The organism is Streptococcus sp. HMSC062B01, assembly GCF_001811085.1.
Taxonomy (GTDB): domain Bacteria; phylum Bacillota; class Bacilli; order Lactobacillales; family Streptococcaceae; genus Streptococcus; species Streptococcus gordonii.
In genome coordinates this window covers 165,568-186,210 of sequence record NZ_KZ672780.1, presented here as the reverse complement: position 1 = coordinate 186,210, position 20,643 = coordinate 165,568, and the positions used below count along the sequence as shown (strand labels likewise).

18 protein-coding genes are annotated in these 20,643 nt (G+C 41.5%); 5 read left to right on the top strand and 13 right to left on the bottom strand.

Features of this window, described 5'->3' with window-relative positions:
- Window positions 1-42: 42 nt before the first annotated feature.
- The 7 genes from HMPREF2780_RS04240 to HMPREF2780_RS04210 form a co-directional block, all read right to left on the bottom strand.
- Complete coding sequence (locus tag HMPREF2780_RS04240; RefSeq protein WP_041789527.1) at window positions 43-255, bottom strand: helix-turn-helix transcriptional regulator; 213 nt, start codon at window positions 253-255, stop codon at window positions 43-45.
- Complete coding sequence (locus tag HMPREF2780_RS04235) at window positions 255-839, bottom strand: DUF3796 domain-containing protein (protein WP_045772842.1); 585 nt, start codon at window positions 837-839, stop codon at window positions 255-257. The genes HMPREF2780_RS04240 and HMPREF2780_RS04235 overlap by 1 nt, the downstream gene beginning before the upstream one ends.
- A 118-nt stretch (window positions 840-957) precedes the next feature.
- A complete protein-coding gene (locus HMPREF2780_RS04230; protein ID WP_105026221.1) occupies window positions 958-1,755 on the bottom strand; it encodes a M15 family metallopeptidase in 798 nt (265 codons plus the stop codon).
- Between the two features lie 4 nt (window positions 1,756-1,759).
- Window positions 1,760-2,446: a histidine phosphatase family protein gene (locus HMPREF2780_RS04225; RefSeq protein WP_061597237.1), complete on the bottom strand. Its 687-nt coding sequence runs from the start codon at window positions 2,444-2,446 to the stop codon at window positions 1,760-1,762.
- Between the two features lie 64 nt (window positions 2,447-2,510).
- A complete protein-coding gene (locus HMPREF2780_RS04220) occupies window positions 2,511-3,203 on the bottom strand; it encodes a histidine phosphatase family protein (RefSeq protein WP_082307196.1) in 693 nt (230 codons plus the stop codon).
- A gap of 53 nt (window positions 3,204-3,256) precedes the next feature.
- Window positions 3,257-4,594, bottom strand: a complete 1,338-nt coding sequence (locus tag HMPREF2780_RS04215) for a PFL family protein (protein WP_053794142.1) — start codon at window positions 4,592-4,594, stop codon at window positions 3,257-3,259.
- Between the two features lie 10 nt (window positions 4,595-4,604).
- Window positions 4,605-4,871, bottom strand: a complete 267-nt coding sequence (locus HMPREF2780_RS04210; RefSeq protein ID WP_011999901.1) for an ACT domain-containing protein — start codon at window positions 4,869-4,871, stop codon at window positions 4,605-4,607.
- Window positions 4,872-5,185: 314 nt separating this feature from the next.
- Between HMPREF2780_RS04210 and HMPREF2780_RS04205 the strand changes: the two genes are divergently transcribed.
- A complete protein-coding gene (locus tag HMPREF2780_RS04205) occupies window positions 5,186-8,443 on the top strand; it encodes an LPXTG-anchored zinc carboxypeptidase (RefSeq protein WP_105026220.1) in 3,258 nt (1,085 codons plus the stop codon).
- A gap of 58 nt (window positions 8,444-8,501) precedes the next feature.
- On the opposite strand, the gene HMPREF2780_RS04200 is transcribed toward HMPREF2780_RS04205, so the two are convergent.
- Entirely contained in the window at window positions 8,502-9,536 is a 1,035-nt protein-coding gene (locus tag HMPREF2780_RS04200; RefSeq protein WP_105026219.1) for an NAD(P)H-dependent amine dehydrogenase family protein, read from the bottom strand.
- A gap of 86 nt (window positions 9,537-9,622) precedes the next feature.
- On the opposite strand from HMPREF2780_RS04200, the gene HMPREF2780_RS04195 reads away from it, so the two are divergent.
- Window positions 9,623-10,459, top strand: coding sequence for a MerR family transcriptional regulator (locus HMPREF2780_RS04195; protein WP_105026218.1), 837 nt, complete (start codon window positions 9,623-9,625; stop codon window positions 10,457-10,459).
- A 149-nt stretch (window positions 10,460-10,608) separates the two neighbouring features.
- On the opposite strand, the gene HMPREF2780_RS04190 is transcribed toward HMPREF2780_RS04195, so the two are convergent.
- From HMPREF2780_RS04190 to HMPREF2780_RS04170, 5 genes are all read right to left on the bottom strand, one after another.
- A complete protein-coding gene (locus HMPREF2780_RS04190) occupies window positions 10,609-14,829 on the bottom strand; it encodes a GH32 C-terminal domain-containing protein (RefSeq protein ID WP_105026217.1) in 4,221 nt (1,406 codons plus the stop codon).
- 278 nt (window positions 14,830-15,107) lie between these two features.
- Window positions 15,108-16,046 (bottom strand): ATP-grasp domain-containing protein, encoded by a 939-nt coding sequence (locus tag HMPREF2780_RS04185; protein ID WP_105026216.1) that lies wholly within the window; start codon window positions 16,044-16,046, stop codon window positions 15,108-15,110.
- A gap of 14 nt (window positions 16,047-16,060) precedes the next feature.
- Window positions 16,061-17,311, bottom strand: coding sequence for a dicarboxylate/amino acid:cation symporter (locus HMPREF2780_RS04180; RefSeq protein WP_105026215.1), 1,251 nt, complete (start codon window positions 17,309-17,311; stop codon window positions 16,061-16,063).
- A 201-nt stretch (window positions 17,312-17,512) separates the two neighbouring features.
- The gene (locus HMPREF2780_RS04175; RefSeq protein ID WP_048778308.1) at window positions 17,513-18,025 is read right to left on the bottom strand and encodes a GNAT family N-acetyltransferase; all 513 of its coding nucleotides are present in this window, start codon (window positions 18,023-18,025) and stop codon (window positions 17,513-17,515) included.
- A 128-nt stretch (window positions 18,026-18,153) separates the two neighbouring features.
- Window positions 18,154-18,702: a DUF6609 family protein gene (locus HMPREF2780_RS04170; RefSeq protein ID WP_048778155.1), complete on the bottom strand. Its 549-nt coding sequence runs from the start codon at window positions 18,700-18,702 to the stop codon at window positions 18,154-18,156.
- A gap of 288 nt (window positions 18,703-18,990) precedes the next feature.
- On the opposite strand from HMPREF2780_RS04170, the gene HMPREF2780_RS04165 reads away from it, so the two are divergent.
- The 3 genes from HMPREF2780_RS04165 to HMPREF2780_RS04155 all read left to right on the top strand — a co-directional run bounded on the left by HMPREF2780_RS04165 (window position 18,991) and on the right by HMPREF2780_RS04155 (window position 20,393).
- Window positions 18,991-19,443 carry a DUF3290 family protein gene (locus HMPREF2780_RS04165; protein WP_008808395.1) on the top strand — a complete coding sequence of 151 codons (453 nt, stop codon included), beginning with the start codon at window positions 18,991-18,993 and terminating at the stop codon, window positions 19,441-19,443.
- On the top strand, window positions 19,440-20,072 hold the full coding sequence (locus tag HMPREF2780_RS04160) for a DUF421 domain-containing protein (protein WP_004253997.1): 633 nt from the start codon (window positions 19,440-19,442) through the stop codon (window positions 20,070-20,072). Before HMPREF2780_RS04165 ends, HMPREF2780_RS04160 begins: the two co-directional genes overlap by 4 nt.
- Window positions 20,073-20,189: 117 nt before the next feature.
- A complete protein-coding gene (locus tag HMPREF2780_RS04155) occupies window positions 20,190-20,393 on the top strand; it encodes a CsbD family protein (RefSeq protein WP_048778149.1) in 204 nt (67 codons plus the stop codon).
- Window positions 20,394-20,643: the final 250 nt, after the last annotated feature.

Below are 20,643 nucleotides of genomic sequence, written 5' to 3'. Positions count from 1 at the left end.
CCGATATAGTTGTCAAGAGTTTATATAGGAATCTTGCTTAAATTATTCTTTTAGCTCAAATAGATCCTCTATTTTCAAATCAAAGACTCGTGCAATTTTTAGAGCCATTTCGAGAGAAGGATTGTAACGATTATTTTCTAAATGCAAAATGGTCTCTCGCCTGACACCGATACGCTCTGCCAACTCTTGCTGGGTCATGCCACGAGATTCTCGAGTTGACTTCAAACTTGTAATAAGGTTGCTTGCTTTACCCATCATGCCCCTCTACTTTCCAAATACATGAATACAAAATTGAAAAGTAAGACCAGCACCCCTGCCACTATAAAAAAGATACCTCCTGGAATATACAGCCCCTTCACGATCGTTAACAGCAAGGCTAAGGTTAACAGAACAACTATGCTGCTAGCAAATGCTGTCATGGCAGCCTTAGATAGATTTGCATAAAAACGCTCATCTGCTTCTTCATCTGCTTTTCTTAAGATAAAGTAACCAAGAAAAACCAGCTGCACTAGGAGACCTACTGCCATCACGATTTCTTTTAAAAGACCAGCAGGTGGTGTACTGAGCCAAATGCCTAGTGTATAGATAGACGAAGCAGATAAAACGAGGATACCATTTAATTTTTCTTTAATAGAGAAAATCTTCCTCTCCCTAACTTCATTTTGTTTGCTTTTTAAAGCACCCCAAGTAGCAAAAAATAGACCAATTCCTGTCCCACCAATTAATATCAACTTTTCCAGCAAGCTAAATCGAACAGCCCCAGATAAAACCGCCCAATCTCCCCATAAGACCAGAATCCACAAAGGTAGTAACAAGGCTAACTTTTGACTTATTTTCATGATAGATCCTCCTTCTGTGTTATAAATATATCACATCTTATGTTATAAATATATCACATTAGTCATCATAATGCAAATTTCTCGATAAAAAAAGCCAGGAACACCTGACTTACTTGATTTATTTTTCTGTTGCCTTTAGCAGTGCGATGTACTCTTCCAGAACTAGATTGTGCTTTTGCATATACTGGGCGTTCTCTACGCCGACATAGCGGTAATGCCAGTGTTCAAAATCAACCCCAGTAATATTACTCTTGCCTTCGGGATAGCGAAGGACAAAGCCATATTGAGGTGCTAGTTGAGCTATCTTAGCTGCTAGTTCATCCTCCAGCCCTTCAGGAACACTCATATCAATAGCCAAACCTGTTTGATGTTCACTAGCTCCTGGAATCTGAATCTGTTTCTGGACAGCACTGACAGCCTCTTCATGTGACAGGCCCTTAGACTCTTCTGCTGCAACATTCTCATTAAAGAGCTCTTCTTGCTCTGCACGACTCCGATAACCAGAAATTAATATTTCTCCTGGAGCTACGGTCTGAGCTGCAGCAAGAAACTGCCGAGTATTTTCAGCAATACGACTATCCACCCGAATTTCTCCAACCCGAGTCAAAGATGGCATCTTTTCCTCCTGTAGGTTATCACGGTTAACCAAGACTAAATTCCAATCCGCCGAGGATACCTTGGGTAAATCAGAATCCGAACTTGTTAACTCTGAAGATTTAGAGCTACTTAGCTTAGTAGCACTACTCCCTTGACTCGAAACCTGAACATAGCTGAGAAGATTCTTCAGTAAGGAGGGGCGGAAATAAATAACCGTTCCACCTATGACTAAGGTCGAGATAAGTAATAGTAAGATAGTCAAGCCAACCTTCTTAGCCTTGGATTTCCTTTTTACTCTTAGATGTTTAGCGTGTTTCAACTTATTACTCCATTACTTTGGCGCCCACTTCACGATAAGACATATCACCAATCCGGTCAATCGTAAACTTACCATCTTCGTAGTCTACTACAGTTACACTGCCGTTGTGCAGGCCTAAACCTCGAGGCGTTGCGTGGTCAATCAACCAAGCGAAGGTTCCAATCGTCATACCATGACTGACAATCAGAGCATTTCCTCCTCCTAGCGCCTCAACTTCTTTAGCAATACTCTCAAAACCATCTAAAATACGGCCACTGAGTTTAGGCCAAGATTCTGCCCAGCCCGCTGTGTCCACTTCTACCAATCCTTCTGCTAATTCCGGATAGCTAAGTTGATGAACATGTTCGACATGAAAGACACGGGGCATAACACCCATAAAGAGTTCACCGTCATAGGCCCCATCAAAGCTACCAAAGCACCATTCACGAATGCGTTTGTCTGTACGGTAAGGGATCTTATCTCTCAAACCCAGCTCTTCTAAAATGATTCCCATAGTTTGAATAGTCCGACCACTATCGCTTGAATAAGCCCGCTTAAAGTCTATACCAGCATCTTTTAGTCCCAATCCTAGCTCTCGAATTCCTCGTTCACCTTCATCTGTCAGAGGGGTATCCGACCAACCTTGAGCTCGACCAATTGTATTAAACATGGTTTTACCGTGACGGACGATATACAATCTTGTTTTTGACATTTACTTGCCTCCCTTATTCTTCCTTTATTATACCACTTTTAGGAAAAAATCAAGACCATTCCTGTCAGCGACTATTTAAAACCTCTGCACCAGTTTGACGATAGGACACATCTCCCAAACTTTCAATGGATAGCTTTCCATTAGCACATTCGACAACCGTCACACTTCCATTTTCAACACCAGGATTTTTCTTAATCTCTTCGTCAATTAAATAAGCAAGTGTACCGATTGTCATACTATGACTGACTACCAAAGCGTTACCACCACCTGAAGCCTCAACATCTTTTGCAATAGCTTCAAAACCTTCTAAAATTCGACCACTGAGTTTATCCCATGGTTCCGCCCAACCTGCAGTATCTACTTCAACCAAGCCATTCGCTAAGTCCGGTAGGCTAAGTTCCTTGTAGTTATCTGTCTTCAAAACACGAGGAATGACACCGTGGAAAAGTTCTCCACCATAAGCACCATCAAAACTGCCAAAACACCACTCTCGGATTCTTTTATCAAAGGTATAAGGGATTTGCCCAGTTAAGCCAAGTTCCTCCAACACAATCCCCATAGTCTGAATGGTTCGACCCGAGTCACTTGAGTAAGCTTTTACAAAAGAAAGGCCTGATTTTCTTAATCCAATCCCCAACGCTCGAATACCACGTTCCCCTTCAGCTGTCAGAGGAGTATCGGACCAACCTTGAGCTCTACCAATGGTATTAAACATTGTCTTCCCATGCCGAATGATAAATAATCTCGTTTTTGTCATCTCTTCTCCTTGTTCAATCGAAAAGGCCTGTCTGCACAGACCTGATTTTCTTATTAATTTTTAAAACTGTGAATGGGCGCTGGAATCTGTCCACCACGCGCAATAAAGGCAGCTGACGAAGCTTGGTTGACCTTCATAACCGGAGCTGTTCCCAAGAGCCCGCCAAATTCGATCATATCGCCTTCCTTGCCTTTTGGAATAATCCGCACAGCTGTTGTCTTCTGATTGATGACACCAATCGCTGCTTCATCGGCAATCATGGCTGCGATAGTTTCAGCCGGTGTCGCCTCAGGGATGGCAATCATATCCAAACCTACTGAGCAGATGGCTGTCATAGCTTCTAACTTTTCTAGATTGAGCGAGCCATTTTGTACAGCCGCAATCATGCCCTCGTCTTCTGACACAGGGATGAAAGCACCAGATAGTCCGCCAACCTGATTGCAGGCCATAACACCACCTTTTTTGACTTGGTCATTGAGCAGGGCAAGCGCTGCTGTTGTGCCATGGGTACCTACTGTTTCTAAGCCCATTTCTTCCAAAACACGGGCCACTGAGTCTCCGACTGCTGGCGTTGGAGCCAAACTCAAGTCAACAATCCCAAACTTAACGCCCAGACGCTCGCTAGCCATCTGACCAACCAACTGACCGATACGCGTAATCTTGAAGGCCGTTTTCTTGACTGTTTCAGCCACCACATCAAAGCTCTCACCACGAACCTTTTCCAAAGCCCGCTTGACAACACCAGGTCCTGAAACACCGACGTTGATGACCACATCTGCTTCACCGACACCATGAAAGGCACCCGCCATGAAAGGATTGTCCTCTACCGCATTGGCAAAGACGACCAATTTAGCTGCACCCATGTCAGACAGTTGGGCTGTTTCCTTAATAATCCGTCCCATATCTGCAACTGCCGTCATATTAATACCAGTTTTTGTTGAACCGATATTGACAGAAGAACAGACCTTGTCCGTCTCCGCTAAAGCTCGTGGAATAGAATTAATGAGAATTTCATCGCCTTTTTGATAGCCCTTTTGGACCAAGGCAGAGAAACCACCGATAAAGTCTACTCCGATTTCCTTAGCCGCTCGATCCAGAGCCTTAGCCAAAGGAATATAATCTGTAGCATCCGTAGCCGCTCCGATCAGAGAAATCGGAGTCACTGAGACCCGCTTGTTGACGATAGGAATCCCGAGCTCTGCAGCAATTTCGTCCCCAACTGCCACCAAATTTTTAGCCTTGGTCGTGATTTTTTGGTAAATCTTCTCAGCAGCCAGATCAATGTCTGTATCGATGCAGTCCAAGAGTGAAATACCCATGGTGATAGTCCGAATGTCGAAATTCTGCTCCTCAATCATGGCAATGGTTTCTGTAACTTGTCTAATATCCATCCTTCACTCCTTAGATATTGTACATGGCATCAAAAATAGCTGCACTTTGAATATTGATTTTGACGTTAAGAGTCTGACCAAAGCTTTCAAATTCACTACGAAGAGCTGCAAAATCTTGTTTTTCTTCACTTGAAACAACAGCCATCATCGTAAAAAATTCATCCAAAACTGTCTGTGAAATATCATCTATATTCAATCCCAACTCTGCAATCTTAGTTGAGACTCCCGCAACAATCCCTGATCTATCTTTCCCAACAACCGTAATAATTGCTTTCATTGTCGACTCCAATCCATTTTTTGTTTGTATTATTGTAGCATAAAAGATGTGATTTTGCATGGAATTGTAGAAATTCCTCAGACGAGCTTATACATGCTTTCTTCTCACTCTTCTATTTTAGGCAGGAATCCATAATTCATCCATATAAAATAAGCCCGTCATTTCTTGTTCGACAAGGCTCATAGATGGAATTGCAAGACAAGATTCTCAGATTTGTCTATTGAAAGCATATTTTTTATCTATGCTTTTTCTTGAAAACGATTACAAAAATTGATATAGTAAGATTAAAGAACACATTACAAAGGAGGTCTCTTATGAAAGACACCTATAAGAAACGCTTATATACTCAGGTTCTTAGCCTGTCAGCCGCAACCCTTCTAGCTGTTCTAGCCCAAGGAAACGTAGCTGCCGATACGCTAAATCCGACTGAAGCGCCACAAGAAGCAAGTCCTGTAAGTAGTCTTGTCGAAAATCCTACTCCGGTCAGTGCCGAGAAAACAGAAGATCATTCTGATCAACCTCAGGCAGATACTGCTAATAAGGAAACTCAGCCTGTAGCCGAATCGGATAAGACTACAAGCGAAACGGCTACTAGCCCAGCCACAGGAGCAGAAAACAAAAAGGAAACTAGCTCTGAAAACACTACTGCACCTGATAAGTCTGAAACACGTGCAGCAAGTAGCGAAGACTCAAAAGTTCAGCTTGCGGACAGTAAGGTTTATATGTCTGAAAAAGCAAGCATTGAGGAAACCGTTCAAGAACAAGGTGCCAAAGCCAACAAAATTAACTGGACACTTGATAATAAGCCAATTAGCGAGTGGAAAACATGGAAAATGGAAGACGGTACCTTCTCCGGAGATCCTTTTGTTACCATAGAAGAAAAAGCCGAAGGAAACGACCTCAAGCTATCTCTGAAATTTAACGAACTATTTGGCCAAGATCTGAGTTTACGAACACCCAACAATATTCGCAGAACCTACCGCAATTTTATGGGAAATCATGAATTAGTCGGGGTCAGTGAAGATTTAGGACTTACTATTCGCAAAAACATTGTCCTAAGACCATATGAAGACTTCCATACCCACGACGAAATGCTGGCCTCTATCGAAAAAAGTCGGCAAGAAGCTAAAGATGATCGTTTGGTCCAAATCGAAACGATTGGCAAGAGCGCGCAAGGACGAGATGTCAAACTGGGCATCATTAGCTCCGATCAAAAGAGCATCGATGACTACCTCAATACAACCAATCCAAAAGCCCTCACAAAACCTGCCGAAATGCTGGCTGCCTTAAAGAACGGTACACTGGATTATAAGCTCCCAGTCCTGATCAACAATACCCATGCTGATGAACAGCCCGCCATCGACATCATCACCGGACTTTTCAATACTTTTGCCACTAAAGATACCATTTCTTTCCAGACAACTGATGCCAATGGCCTTGCCAAAAATGTTACTCTTAGTGTCAAGGAACTCCTCAAGAAATTTATTTTCTTATTTGACTTCACAGAAAATCCGGACGGAGATGTTGCCAATACTCGTGCACTCGCTAATGGAATTGACCCAAACCGGGACACAAGTTATCAGGCCAACCCTGAAACTCGAACTGTCGCTGGTCTCATCAATAAATGGAATCCTATTGCTCTTTATGACATCCATGGATTCATTAAAGAATTCTTGATCGAACCAGCAACACCACCTCATGATCCCAACTTCGAATATGACCTCTTGTCAGAAAATATGCTGGAAAACGCCCACCACATGGGACGTGCCGGCGTTGCTAACTCTAAGTATGACAGCTATATTATCCCTAAACTAGACTGGGGTGATGGCTGGGACGATTCCTTCTCAGGCTATACTGGAGTTTACGCTATGTACCATGGTATCTTAGGACATACAATCGAAATACCTGAAGGAAATCAAGAGTCCTATAAAGCTGGATACCACGCAGTATTGGGCGGTATTTCTTACTTATCTCAAAACCCTGATAAATTAATGGAAATGCGCCTCAACTTCTATCTCAGAGGTATCAATAAGGTAGAAGACCCTAAAGCAGAGAATGAATTAGTAGGACCTGATGGTAAGGTCGTTGGACGGATCAAGAATGGCCAAAAGAAATTCTTCCCTGACTATTATGTCATTCCGATGGGACTTGATAAAAACAACGATTCCCAACAAGCCTTCAATATGATTGAATACTTCAAGAGAAATGGTGTCACTCTTAAAGAATTGAAGGAAGATGTAGGCAACTATAAGAAAGGGGACCTGGTTGTTGATATGGCCCAAGCTAAACGAGGCTATGCCAACCATATCCTTTATAAAGGTTCTAATGAATCCGCTTGGTCAGCTATGTATGCCGAACTTTTAGTGAATTTCCCAGACATGCGTGGCTTTAAAGCGGAAGCGGTCTTCAAAGATAAACTCTTTGACGGAAAATTAGGAGACGTAACAGCTCTTCGTGCTACTCGTACAAGCGAAATTAACCACTCGGCTCCTTACTACGTGATCGCAAATACATCCGACAGTGCCGTAAAAGCTGTTAACCAAGCTATTCGCCAAGGAAAGAAAGTCTATCTAACAGACGATGGCTATATCGTTGATACGCCGACATTCGAAAACCTGCTGGGAGATTATGCCATCTACGGGGATGCACTCTATAAGGTTCCTAACGGCCCAAGCCTGAAAGCCCTGAAAGTCTATTCACCTCCTCATCAATTTTATTGGGCAGGTGTTGATTCGCCTACACATACAGCTCTTGCACTAAAAAATCTAGGCTTTGATCTTGTCGATACCCCAGAGGAAGCTGATGTTGTTGTTTTAGAAAGCAATAATTTTGACAAATCTCTGGTCGGTCTCAAGCCAACCATCGTCGTTGGTGGTTCTGCTATGCAAAGATTAGAAAAACTGGGTCTTATCGACGGATTTAACGCTGAAAAATTCTCTGGTGGCAGTGATTTTGAAGGCCTCATGAAAGCAATTATAGATGATCAAGACCCGCTGACTAGTGGCTATAATAAGAACGACCTCTTCTATTCTAACTCAGGAAACTGGATTGCCAAGGCTCCAGCTAACTTCAAAACTTTGGCAACAATCGCTGGCAGTGATTACTATATAGCTGGATGGTGGCCAGGCAACGAAAAACTGGCTAACAAAATTGTAGCTATCTCTGGGAAATACAATGAAAATCCATTATTTGTATATGCTGGAAATCCTACCAACCGCTTGCATACAATTCACTTCTACCGTTGGATATCCAATGCTGTTTTTGGTAGTCAGTTGGCAAACTTGACAGATTATATTTTGCCAAGTCCAACTCCAAATCCAATTCCTAAACCTCAGCCATTAACACCTCCTACTTACCAGGCTCCAAGCAAGACTTATCAAGCTCCAAATCAAACAAGACTTGATTTTAAACCCGCAACTAAAGTTGAGCCTGTTCAAGAGATTCCTTTGACCTATAGCAGAGACTCTCTTCCAAAAACTGGAACACAGGAAATGACTGAAGGCTTCAAGCTAGCAAGTATTTTAATCGCTTGCTCTGCTGGACTCTTCCTTTTGAAGAAAAAGGAAGACTAATACTTAAAAACACACCTCCAAATTGATGCGGGAGGTGTATTTTTAGTTATAAGCTTTGTTATTTTTCCACATAGGTATGAAGCGGATATGTCGGATAGGCCAACTCACGCGCCAACTCTGAAGTCACATAACCTGCCGGTGCATCTAACACAGAAGGGATTCGATTGACGATAGTGGCACAGGTCAAGGCTACAGTATCAGGCTTGCTGACTGAGAAGACTAGATTTGGCTCACCAGTAATTTCCCAATCACACATATCTCCGTCATTTTCACGATAGACCTTGCCAATACACTCTACTTCTAACTCAATTCCCTGATGGGTATGAATGGTTGTCACAGCTGACATACCCGTTACTTGCCCCGCCGGAACTGTACGTCCCAGCGTTTCAGAATAAACATCTTCGTCCAAAATGTAAGGAACACTCTTTTGTGAAATATCCTGAATGGTCCAGTTCATCTTAGAGCAAATAGCTTCAGCAGCATTCCACATATAGGACGGCAGACTCTCAGCACTGGCAATTTCCTTTTCAAATCGCTCTGAATCGTAACCAGCACCATGCGCTTCTGCCAAAGCCAGACCATAATCTTCCACATTATAACTGACAATCCCTTTCACCTTTTGAATGTGATTAAGGCCAGACATAGCCAAGCAAGGCATATTAATCCAGTAAATATCCTGCATACCTGAACCCATTACAGTGACACCATATTTTTTAGCCAGCTTGTCCAAGCGGTTTGTTTCGGATGGCGACGTCGTCCAAGGATAGATCGCTTCCTCACAGGTCGTGATGATATTAACTCCATGCTTGATGGCTGTTTCAAAAAAATCATACATTTCCGGCATATAGGAAGCAATGGTGACAATGGCAATGTCTGCGTCACACTCTTCAAAGACACGTTCAGCATTATCAGAAATCAGGACACCAGTCTTATAGCCTAGCTCTGCAAAATCACCAACATCCTGTCCTACTACAGCAGGATTGTTATCAATAGCTCCGACAATTTCTACACCGTGATCCAGTAGGTACTTGAAAATCACTTTAGACATCTTGCCGCAGCCATACTGGACAGCACGAATTTTTGTATTTCTCATGGCAAACCCTCCATTAATTGTTATTATTTTCACAATTATAGTATAATATCTCTAGTAACTAGAGAGTCAATAGAGGGTTTTAAAAAATGAAAAAAATTTTGCGTATCGGAGAATTTTCCCAAATAAATCAGATTTCCATCCAAACTCTACGATTCTATGACCAAATCGGTCTTTTAAAACCCTATAAAGTCGATCCAGAAACCAACTATCGCTACTACCACATCAATCAATCTTCTCTGGTTGACTCCATCCAGTACCTGCGTCAACTGAATTTTTCTCTAGAAGACATCAAAGAAATTCTATCTGACAAGGACCATTTTCAACTGCATCAGCTTATCGAAGAGCGCTATCAGCGCCTTCTAGAGGAAAAAGAGAATTTAGAAAAACAAATCCAAGAAATCGAAATCTTTCGGTCTGGTGCCCGTATCTATGGCGAAAAACAGAGCGAGCAAGAACTGGAAATCCAAACTTTTCCTGAACGGCAGCTGCTTATTTTTGAAATTGCTCAAAATATTTATCAAATGAAAAGTGAAGAATACGAACTTGCTCTCCGCTGCTTCAAGCAAGAAATCCTGCGTTACAGTCCTTTTTTCACTCATTTCAGCCGTGTTGGTTCCATTATGAAACAAGAAGATTTCCAAAAAGAAAGATGGATTTCCAAGCAACTCTGTCTCTTCCATCATACTCCCAATGAACTCCCTCACTTAAATCGAATGTTGCTACCGGCAGGAAATTATGCTGTTGCTTACTGCTCTTCCTTTGCAGATGAACTTAAAGTTCTGCCGCATTTTTACCAGGCTCTGACCCAAGCTGGACATACTCCTGTGGGCGATTATATCTGCGAGGTCATTCATGAACAGCCACAACTCCAGGAGCAGCACCGCGATATGTTCATCCGGATGCAAGTTCGGATAGAGAATTAAAAAGCAAGCAGATGGATGTAGCGGAATTTCTTGCCAGATACTGGAGCATGCTCAGCCAAAAACGAATCACTTCACAAGCCGTAATTATATCAAAAAAGGACGGGAAAACACCCATCCTTTTTATGTGCAAATAACCATTGCTTAGCACCTTAGTCTCCTTGTTTCTTCCTTCCAGCTAGAAGACCCATTCCCAGAAAAGCTAAACCAGCCAGAGGCAGAAACTTATCTTCTTGAGTGCCAGTCTTAGGCAGAGCTGAGTCGGGAGCTGACTGCAATCTCGACGTCGGAATAACTTTTCCTTCCTCACCTTGCTTCAGAGCTTGAGGCTGGGTCCTTGTCAAAGGCTGTTTAGTACTTTCAGCCACCACCACCTTGCTGCCAACTTCTACTAGTTCGTCAACTGCTAGAGAGAGCACTTCCTGACCGAGGATGGTTCTCTGACCCTTCAAGACTTCTACAAAGACTCGCTTTTGACCCTTTTGGCCGGCTACAAGTATCCGCCGCTGCCCTTGTTCCAGTTCTGGATTTTCCTGTTCTCGGGTCTGATATGCAATCTCTTCCATTACGATTTCTAAGAAAGGCTTTTCTTCCACTAGATCCTTTATCCCTTCTTCTGGAGTGACCTGATGACTTGGTTTCACAGCCAGAGTAGCAAGAGCTGTCTTCAGATCCTGTTCTGCTCTATCTAAATCTGCCTGCTCCGCTTTTTCATCTGCCAAGAGAGACTGGGCTCGAGCCAAGGCTGACTGGTAAGCCTGAACTGTCTCATCTGTGTAGAGGCTTGGATCTAGACTAGCCGTACTGTCTACCACTTTCTGCAGAGAAGCCTTATTAACTGCTGGGGCATGAAGATTGGTCACAAAGAAATTGCGAGCTTCCAAATCCCCATCCCAGAGTCCCAGACCGACGTAGGCATCATTATAATAAGGCTCAACCGCATCAAATTGGTGGTTCAGGTATTCTACACCGTCCACAGATACACTGACACCATTTTTAGTTTTCACTAGCTTAACATGGTGGAACTGGCCTTCATTAAGATGCTTGCCATTCATGCTATTTTCTGCAATCGTCTCCCCCATAAAGCGGTAAAGTCTAATCTTATCATTATCGCCAAATTGAATAGAATAGGCATTGCGAGGGTCAACATTTTCAGACGCATAGAAAATATTAATCAAGCCTTTTTGATACTTGAGGTCCACATCCAAGTTATACTCAGGGAAAGGAATCTTCTGACCTCCCATATAATAATCATTGGCGCTGGTATTCTGATTATAGAGACTTTCACCGTCGACATACCACTTACCGGAAACAGCCTTTAGATCTGGAACATTGGTCTTAAAGTCATTACGGCTAATATTGATGGTGAAGACCTTGGAAAGGCTTGGATTTTCCTTAGAGGTTGCCGTTACCTTGACCACACCCCTTTGCAGAGCAGTCACTCGTAGCTTGTTGCCATCTTCCGTGACAGAGACTAGGTCTGGCTGATCCACACTCCAACTGACCGCTTGAGAGACACTTGCTGGCATGACATATGCTTTCAAATCTAAACTATCACCGACATAAATATTATTTGTTACAGGAGAAGCCTGCACTAGTTCCAGTGGTTTGGTCACTGCCTGCTTGTCTTTCCAGACTCCCTTCAGCGGATAAAGAGCAATGTCAGCCTTAGCAGCACCACCTTCTACAAAAACACTAGCCGCAAGGCTATTTGGTGCAGGGAAAATCTGATTGGCACCCGCTACAGTATACCCTTTGGCAAAGACTTCTAGACTGGAACGATCCACATAGAGATGCAGATCTATGCTGCCATCCGCATTGCGCTTGACAGACTGACTATCCACCTGAGCAAATTTATTACTGAGAAGAATGCCGGACTGACTGCGGTCAATAGAGAGTGTTTCCTTTTCTAAATCATAGGTAACTCTAGTCACTTCTCCATCTCCAACCCGCAGGTTAAAACCGACTTTCTTGGTCGTTTCACTCGGACGGAAAGTAGAGACAATTTCATACTGATCACCGGAAAAATCTTTCAACAGCCCATTCTTCTCACTAACTTCCACGTCTTTATACAACACAGCCTTGTCTTCCTGACGCAGAGACTGATAAGCTGTAATTGGCGTCTGAGTCAGCCGATAGCTGCCGTCTTGCTTGATAAGGCCTAGTTTGAGGTTAAGATTGAAGGTCCCGTTGAACTTCTGACCGACGGTATCAGCTACCAGATTACAGTAATCTTCCCAGGTATTCATCCAGTTAGACTCGATAATGTCGGGTAGGGTTGGATTAGCCTTACTACCAAAGTCCTGAACGTAGTAAGTCATGGCCGCATAAGAATCTTTACCAAAGTTCATGACCTGATCAGCCTGAGCAAACTCAGCATCTGGGACAAAGGTCCACTTGCCCTCCATCTGTCTAAAATCACCGACCTTATAGGAGCGCCCGCCACGAGACAGGACCCATTTTAGACTACCATCATCTGCCAGTAGAGGATAGAGATCTGGGCACTCCGTATGGAGATCCGCATAAGTTGACTCGACCTTCCAATTACGCAGATTATCAGACGAATAAATTCTCAGCGGTCCGCCTGCAACGACCATAAACCATTTGCCCTCCCAACGGAAGACCTTGGGATCACGAAAATCCTGAGACTGCAATGGATCATCCGTCCAGTCAGCTGCAATTTGATCAAGCTTCGTCCAAGTCCGGCCCTCATCTTTACTATAGGCCAACTTGATGCGCTGACCGTTTCCGTCGGCAGTAATCAGTGCGACTAAACCGCCCTGGTCATTGTCAAATAAACCAGAGGAATTGGTAGTATCTGCTACGATAGAGCCTGAGAACATAGCCCCATTAGCATCCGGATAAAAGGCAATCGGCTGTTCTTCCCAATGAATCAAATCCTTGCTGGTCGCATGACCCCAGTGCATAGGTCCCCACTTGGTATCGTCGTAAAACTGATAGAAGAAATGATAGACTCCCTTATAATAAACCAGCCCGTTGGGATCATTGGCCCAACCGTCCTTGACCGAATAGTGGTACTGACCGCGATAGAGCTCATTGTAGTATACCTCATCTGCCTGCCGACGATGGACATTGAGCCGGTAAGTCAGGCTGACCTCCTGCCCATCCGCATCCGTCACAGTGCTGGTTACAGTCAGATAGTTTGCCCCCACTGCCAGCGGAATATTCTTCAAATCACTATAAACCCTACCTGCAGCATCCGTCACGCTTACCTTAGCAGCAGGATTTTTCGCTACGACAGTCAAGTCTACAGTCTCAGCATCATGTTTGACATACTGGATGGTAATAGGAGCAGTAAACTGACCTTTCTGTTCCACTTTCCCAACCGAAGAAGTCACCCTTATATCCTCCAACTCGGGATTAGACTGAGGAGTGATTTCTTTATAAAAGGTATTTTGAAAAAGCAGCTCACTGTTCCAGTTAAGTAAGCCAAAATAGCCTTCTGACAGATAAGTATTCTGCCCCTTATCATCCCTCTGAAGCGTGTAATCTCCTGAGCTGGCCACTAGGATATCATTGACATAGTAGGATACCCAAGAGCCGATAGAAACAACCTTGAGCCGATATTTATTATCATCCGTTGGCTCGATATGTTTTTCATTGATAAACTGATAGTCCCGACCGCCTTGCCAACGCCAAAACTTCACATTGTTGCTGCCACCATCAATATTAACCGCATAGCTGCTCTTGTCATCCGAATTATTATTACTGCGGAAAATGAGGGCTGCCGCCCCTTCCTTACTGAGGAAGGTTACATCCGTTGAGTAAACAAAATCCTTGCCCTGACTTTGAGAGTAAAGGAAACTATCACCTTTGCCTCTGGCATCACTATAAAGTCCTTGCTCCCGGACTTCCCAAACTCCATTTTTGTCTCCCTTGGCTTCTGCCAAATTAGTATTGAAGCCTGGCTGCTTATCTACAGTCTCTAAGGCAGGGAGTTTTTCCGAAGCAACTTCCTTCGCTGCTGGCTGTTCGTCTTCTTCCTGTTTGGTCTCTTTAGCATTTGCTGTGGCTTGATTTTCCTTATCAGTCTTTTGATTGGCTGACTCTACTGCTGCATCCTGACCACTCGCTTCCGTCGCATCAGTCTCTCCAGCAACAGAGTTTTCTGTCTTATCGGCATTACTTGTAGGAGTAGCTGTTTGCCCGCTTTCAGGCTCCGAGACAGCTGATGAATCAGCCTGCAAGACCTGAGCAGGGGCTGGATTAGCCTTACCCTCATCTGCATAAACCACTCCACCGCCATCTAATAAGAAAGCTCCAAAAGCCAGCAGGGCACACCCAAAAACCCAACGCTTACCGCTTTTTCTCATAAACCAATTTTTACACACTTTTTCCTGATGATTTTTCATGACGCACCTCAATATTCTAAAAATAAAGTCAGACTCCTCACAACCAAATTACTGCTACATAACGCACTCCTTTCGCCTTTTCTTGTTCAAAATGAACACCTTGTTTAGCACCTAACTCCTTTATAAAAAAGAAGCAATCTCAATAATCTAAATATAACAAATCTTTGTAAGCGCTTCACCTAACGTTTGTCACAAAAACAAAATGACAGATGTCATATTTTAGAAATGAAGAAAAAACAAAAAGCCTCCAAAACGGAAAGCTTTTGTTTGTTTTAAATTTATTCTGAATAGGATGCTACCAGCTCGTTCTTTAGATATTCTGCCAAGTGCTGATGAGCAAAAATTCCTGCTTTTTCTTCGGCTGTCGGATTATAGTTGGTATTGGTGTTCACATCATAGACATAGATCTGACCCGCCTCCGACTCTACCCACTCAATAGCCGCCACATCAATACCAGCCTGAGCTAGAAATGTCTCGTAAGCCTGTCTTTGACTAGCAGGTAGCGGATCTGTGATCTGAAACTTATCCGATGTTTCCAACTGAGCAGGCCGTTGTCCAATCTGACACCCATCTGCCGGACAAAGCTGAAAACCTTCTGATGAATCAATCGACACTGTATAAAGAAACTTCTGGTTGATAAACTCCGAACGACGAATACGACCATCCGCTGGCTTGATATAAGCCTGAAGCAGGGTAATCCCATCCACAGAAGGCTCAAAAGCAGGACTGTTTACATAAGCTTCTAACTCTGCCTCACTGTTAAAGAGTTGCACTCCCAAACCTTTCCCAGCGCGATTATGCTTGGTAATCAGAGGATAAATATTGAGTTTTCTAGCTGCTTCCAGAATATTGTCCTGCCCCAAAACAGCTACAGTCTCTGGAGAAGCAATCCCAGCTTCAGAAAGCTTCAAATATTGCTTAATTTTGCTAATTTCTAGATTGATAGCTCCAGTACCATTGACGACCTTACGGCCATGAGCTTCCAGCCAAGCCAGAACCTGCTCTGTAAATTCTGGTGCGTAGCGGTGTCCCCGAGTATGAGAAGAGGCTGACATCCGATTATAGAAAATTCCTGTTGGAGGTGGACTCTGCAGATCTAAGATCCCACTTGACAAATCCCACAGCTCATAGGACACATCTTTTTCCTCTAGCCATTTGACCAAGTGCTGCGTCCACTCCAAATTTTCATGAATAACGTATACTTTTGCTTGACTCATAAGTCTTCTCTCCTTTAAGAATACCGAACAGCCAGTTCGCTACTTTTTGATTCTTCCACTACGTGACCTTCTGTTTTTTCAATCACACTCACAGCCAAAGCCTGGCCTAGAACATTGAGGGCAGTACGACCAGCATTAACAAAGAAATCAACCGCAAAAATCAAGGCAACTCCTTCCACCGGCAATCCCAATTGAGGTGCTGCAGCCAGCAAGACAACAATCGCTCCAGAAGGCACTGTTGCAGCAGTCTTTCCAACCAAGGTTAATAGTAAGATGGTAAAGAATAGACCAGAAATAGAAAATGCAATTCCATAAGCATGGGCGATAAAGATAGTAGCTACTGAGAAATAAACAGCAGCTCCTTCGAGGTTAAAAGTATACCCCAAAGGCACAACCAGGTCGATGACATGCTCATCATGCCCCTGCTTCTTTAGATCTTTCAAAAGAGGTGGCAGAACAACACTGGAGCTACCAGAAACAAAAGCCAAAGTCAAGAGACTCCAATTCTGACGAATACTTGTCAGATAAGGAACTCCGAAAACCAATGCAATCAAAGGAAAAATCACTAAAGCTAAAGCAGCGTACGCCAGATAAGTTCCTGCAACAAATTGACCCAAACCAACCAACTTGTCAACTCCTGTTGTGGCTACATCTTTAGCAATAAAGCCAAAAATGCCAATCGGAGACAGTTTCACAATCACACTGACAATTTTGTAAATCGCCTCAATCCAAATTTGCAATAAATCAATAAACTTCTGTGACTTGTCTTCCTTAAGACTTCCAAGACCATAACCCAAGAATATCGCAAAGACGATGATAGGAAGCAAAGCCCCTTCAGAAAGAGACTTAACAATATTAGCCGGAATGAAACTGAGAAAGAACTCATTTAACTGGATGCTCTTAGCAATCCCATCAATATTTCCTCCAGTCTGACCGATATTGACCCCTTGACCAAAGCCTAGATAATAAGCAGCAAAGACAAAGATCAAGGTAATCACTGTCGTGACCCCAAAGAAATAGAGCAAACTCTTTGTCAAGAGCTTCCCAAAAGATTTCTTACCAATCACACCAGCCACTGCTACGACCACAACCGGAAATACCAGCGGAATAATCACCATATTAATCAGACTGATAAAAGCTTGTCCCAAAAATTGATAGAAAGCCGAAAATTGCGGCCATACAAGAGCAACAAGAACACCCAAAACCAAAGCAATCAAGAGTTGCAACCCCAAAGAAACCTTTGACCATAAAGAAAAAATTTTCATCCCCAAACTCCTTTTTCTATTTTGATAGCTATTCTACTATGATTCTCCCAACCTGGCTAATATATATTTTCTATGAAAGTAATAGAAGAATTTTATGGGGGAGTTGAAAAAACTTAAAAAAGACACCCAAGAGAAAATTCTTGAATGTCTGTATAGATCGATAACTCCATTGGTTCTGTCAGTAAACTGGAAATGATGATATTACGGTATCGTTATCTCAAATACTGCTGTATGAATCCACTCATTATGAATTTGTAAGTCATTTTCTATAATCTTACTAAATGTAAAACCATTTTTTAAAAGTACTCTCTTAGAGGCTAGATTATCCGTTGCCGTTCCCGCAATGATCTTATTTAAACCATAAGCATGAAATGCCTTGTCTAAAACAAGTTTAACCGCTTCGCTTGCATAGCCTAAATTAGTGTAATTTTCTCCAATCCTATATCCAAGTTCTGCTGTTTTTTGATCATTCTCTAAGACACTTAAATTGATCCTTCCGACCAAAGCACCTTGCGAATCTCTAATAAGATGCATGTAGACATCCCGATTCGTTTGTTCCGTTAACAATTCCCTTGTAATTTCTTTAAAACCTTCTAAATCAAAATAGTTAGCTGGTCTAGGAGGCAAACTCTGCTCAAAATACTCCCGATTTTCTTTTTCAAAAGAATAGACATCTATACTATTTTCTTCAGAAAGTAGCTCTAAACTTATCAATGTAAAGCACCTCCCATCATTATCTACATCCATATTTTCTGATGTTTACCCAAAATAGTACCCCTATTATTTTGCTAATTCTTCATATATCTCAAATAATTTTGCAACAGTACACTATGAACTATGCCTTACCTCTGTTTTGATGGCTTTGAAAAAAATAGTAAATATATTCCAAATACAAACTTAATTGCTGAGTCAATATATGCGATCACCTCTAATGGAATATCCGTAAAAATATATCCTACAGAGATATTAATGACACAAATAAGACCTAAAAATATCATTGATTTTCCATGTACAAAATAATAGGGAAAAAAATGTAGTGCGGTTGCCATTAATGCACCCAACCAAATTAATCTCCAATTTTCAGTCGCAAAAAAAGGACCACCTAGTAAAAACATTAAAATAAATAGTAAAAAAATAGCATATAAAGATACTTTATTTTGAAATGTATTTGAATAACCGTTGGATAATCTATTCAATACTTTTTTATTCATATTGATTGAGATAAAACTAATAACATACCCAATACTAAACACTGGCATATTTATTATTTGTTTTCCTCCTGTTAAGGTAGCTACTGAAATAATCACTGCTACTACAATTAACCATAGTCCACATGCTCTCTTATAATTAAATTCTAACTTTTCATCTTTATTGTAATTTAAAAAAGCCATAAATACCCCCAGCAACCTCAAATAAATTATTTCTCTTATTATACCACTAGATTATTATTTATTTAAAAATTTTTGTGATAGAGTGAGGGTATTATGACATCGTAACAATTAACAATTCAAAACACCAATATTTCAATCATAAAAATCATGTTGATTTTTGGACAGAAGATGAATTTCGAAAAGTAATACAATCCCTTGATGAAGCAAGTTACTTTTTCAAATAAATATATTGATAGAAGCAACAAATTGTTTTATAATAGTTTGAATTCAAAATTAGGAGTGATGTTTATGAAATTCTATTCATATGACTATGTTCTCAGTCAGATTAGTCAACAGAATTGGACCATGATTATTGTGTCGACATTCTTAGTGATTGTGACTGGATTCTTTGCATTTAAGGCTTTCAAAGATAAAAGAGGGAGTAAGTTCCGTGAATTATCGCTCATTTCTATTTTGACGTTAATTGCTTTTGTATTGATTAGCATTACGAATTTTCAAAACAGCCAATCCAATGATAATCAATTTCGTAGTTCCTTACACTTCATCGAGATTGTATCAAAAGAGTTAGGTGTTGATAAAAAAGATATTTATGTCAATACTTCAGCTACTACTGATGGAGCTATTATTAAGGTTGGCGACAATTTTTATCGCGCCATTAGCGGGACTGACCAAGATAGCTATTTACTTGAAAAAATGGACTTATATAAAACAGATGTAGAACTGGTGGAGGTTGAAAAATGATAAGCTTTTTTGCTACAATTGCAATTAAATTGGCCTGGGGGCTTCTTTCTCTTGTTTTTGTTATTAACGTAACAGGAAAAGGAAATTTAGCGCCAAGTTCTGCAGTAGACCAAATACAGAACTTTGTTCTCGGGGGTATTATCGGCGGGGTCATCTACAATAGCTCGATTACCATCCTTCAATATGTCGTCATCCTCATCATCTGGACGATTTTGATTCTGTCACTCAAATGGCTTAATACCAATGTTTACTTCATCAAACATCTGATTGATGGAAAACCAACTATTATCATAAAAAACGGAAAATTAGATCCAGAAGCTTGTCGCTCAAAAGGCCTTTCTGCTTCTGACGTCGCTCTTAAGTTGCGCTCTCAAGGGGTCTTCCAATTGAAAGAAGTCAAAAGAGCCGTCATCGAACAAAATGGCCAACTCATAATCGTTCGAATGGGAGATGAAAATCCCAAATACCCAATCATTACAGATGGTGTAGTCCAAGTAGAAATCTTAGAGACCATCGGTAAATCAGAGGAGTGGCTAACTGAGAAATTGAAAGAAGAAGGTTTCGAAGAAGTCTCAAATATCTTTATTGCTGAATATGATAAAGGTCAATTGAATGTTGTAACCTATTAAAAAAATAAACTGATGCCTTTCGTATCAGTTTTTTGCTTTTTAGCATAAAAGGGTATATACTTAAATTAATATCTAATGTAATTTAGATAATACAAAAAATTAACGGAGGTATCCCCCATGTCAATCGAAGAAAAATTCAACCAAGCTAAAGGTTCTGTTAAAGAAGGAGTCGGTAAATTAACTGGCGATACAAAAACACAAGCTGAAGGCGTTGCTGAAAAAGTTGCTTCAAAAGCAAAAGAAGTTGCAGAAGATGCTAAAGGTGCAGTTGAAGGGGCTATCGAAGGCGTTAAAAACATTATCAAAAAAGACGATAAATAATCATCGTCTGTCGTTCTTATAAAAAACACTCTTATCCTACAGTTTTAGTAAAACTATGGATGAGGGTGTTTTTAAGTATTGCTAAGGCATTTGATTTTAGAATATAAGAAAAGCATCCCAATAAGGAGATGCTTGGAATATACGTAAATAAATTTTAACGTTTTGAGTGCTGTGGTTGCCATCCAATCAAACAACATTGAGCAAATATAGCTGATTGTAAAACTCATACACTAGATTGTTCAAAAATTAG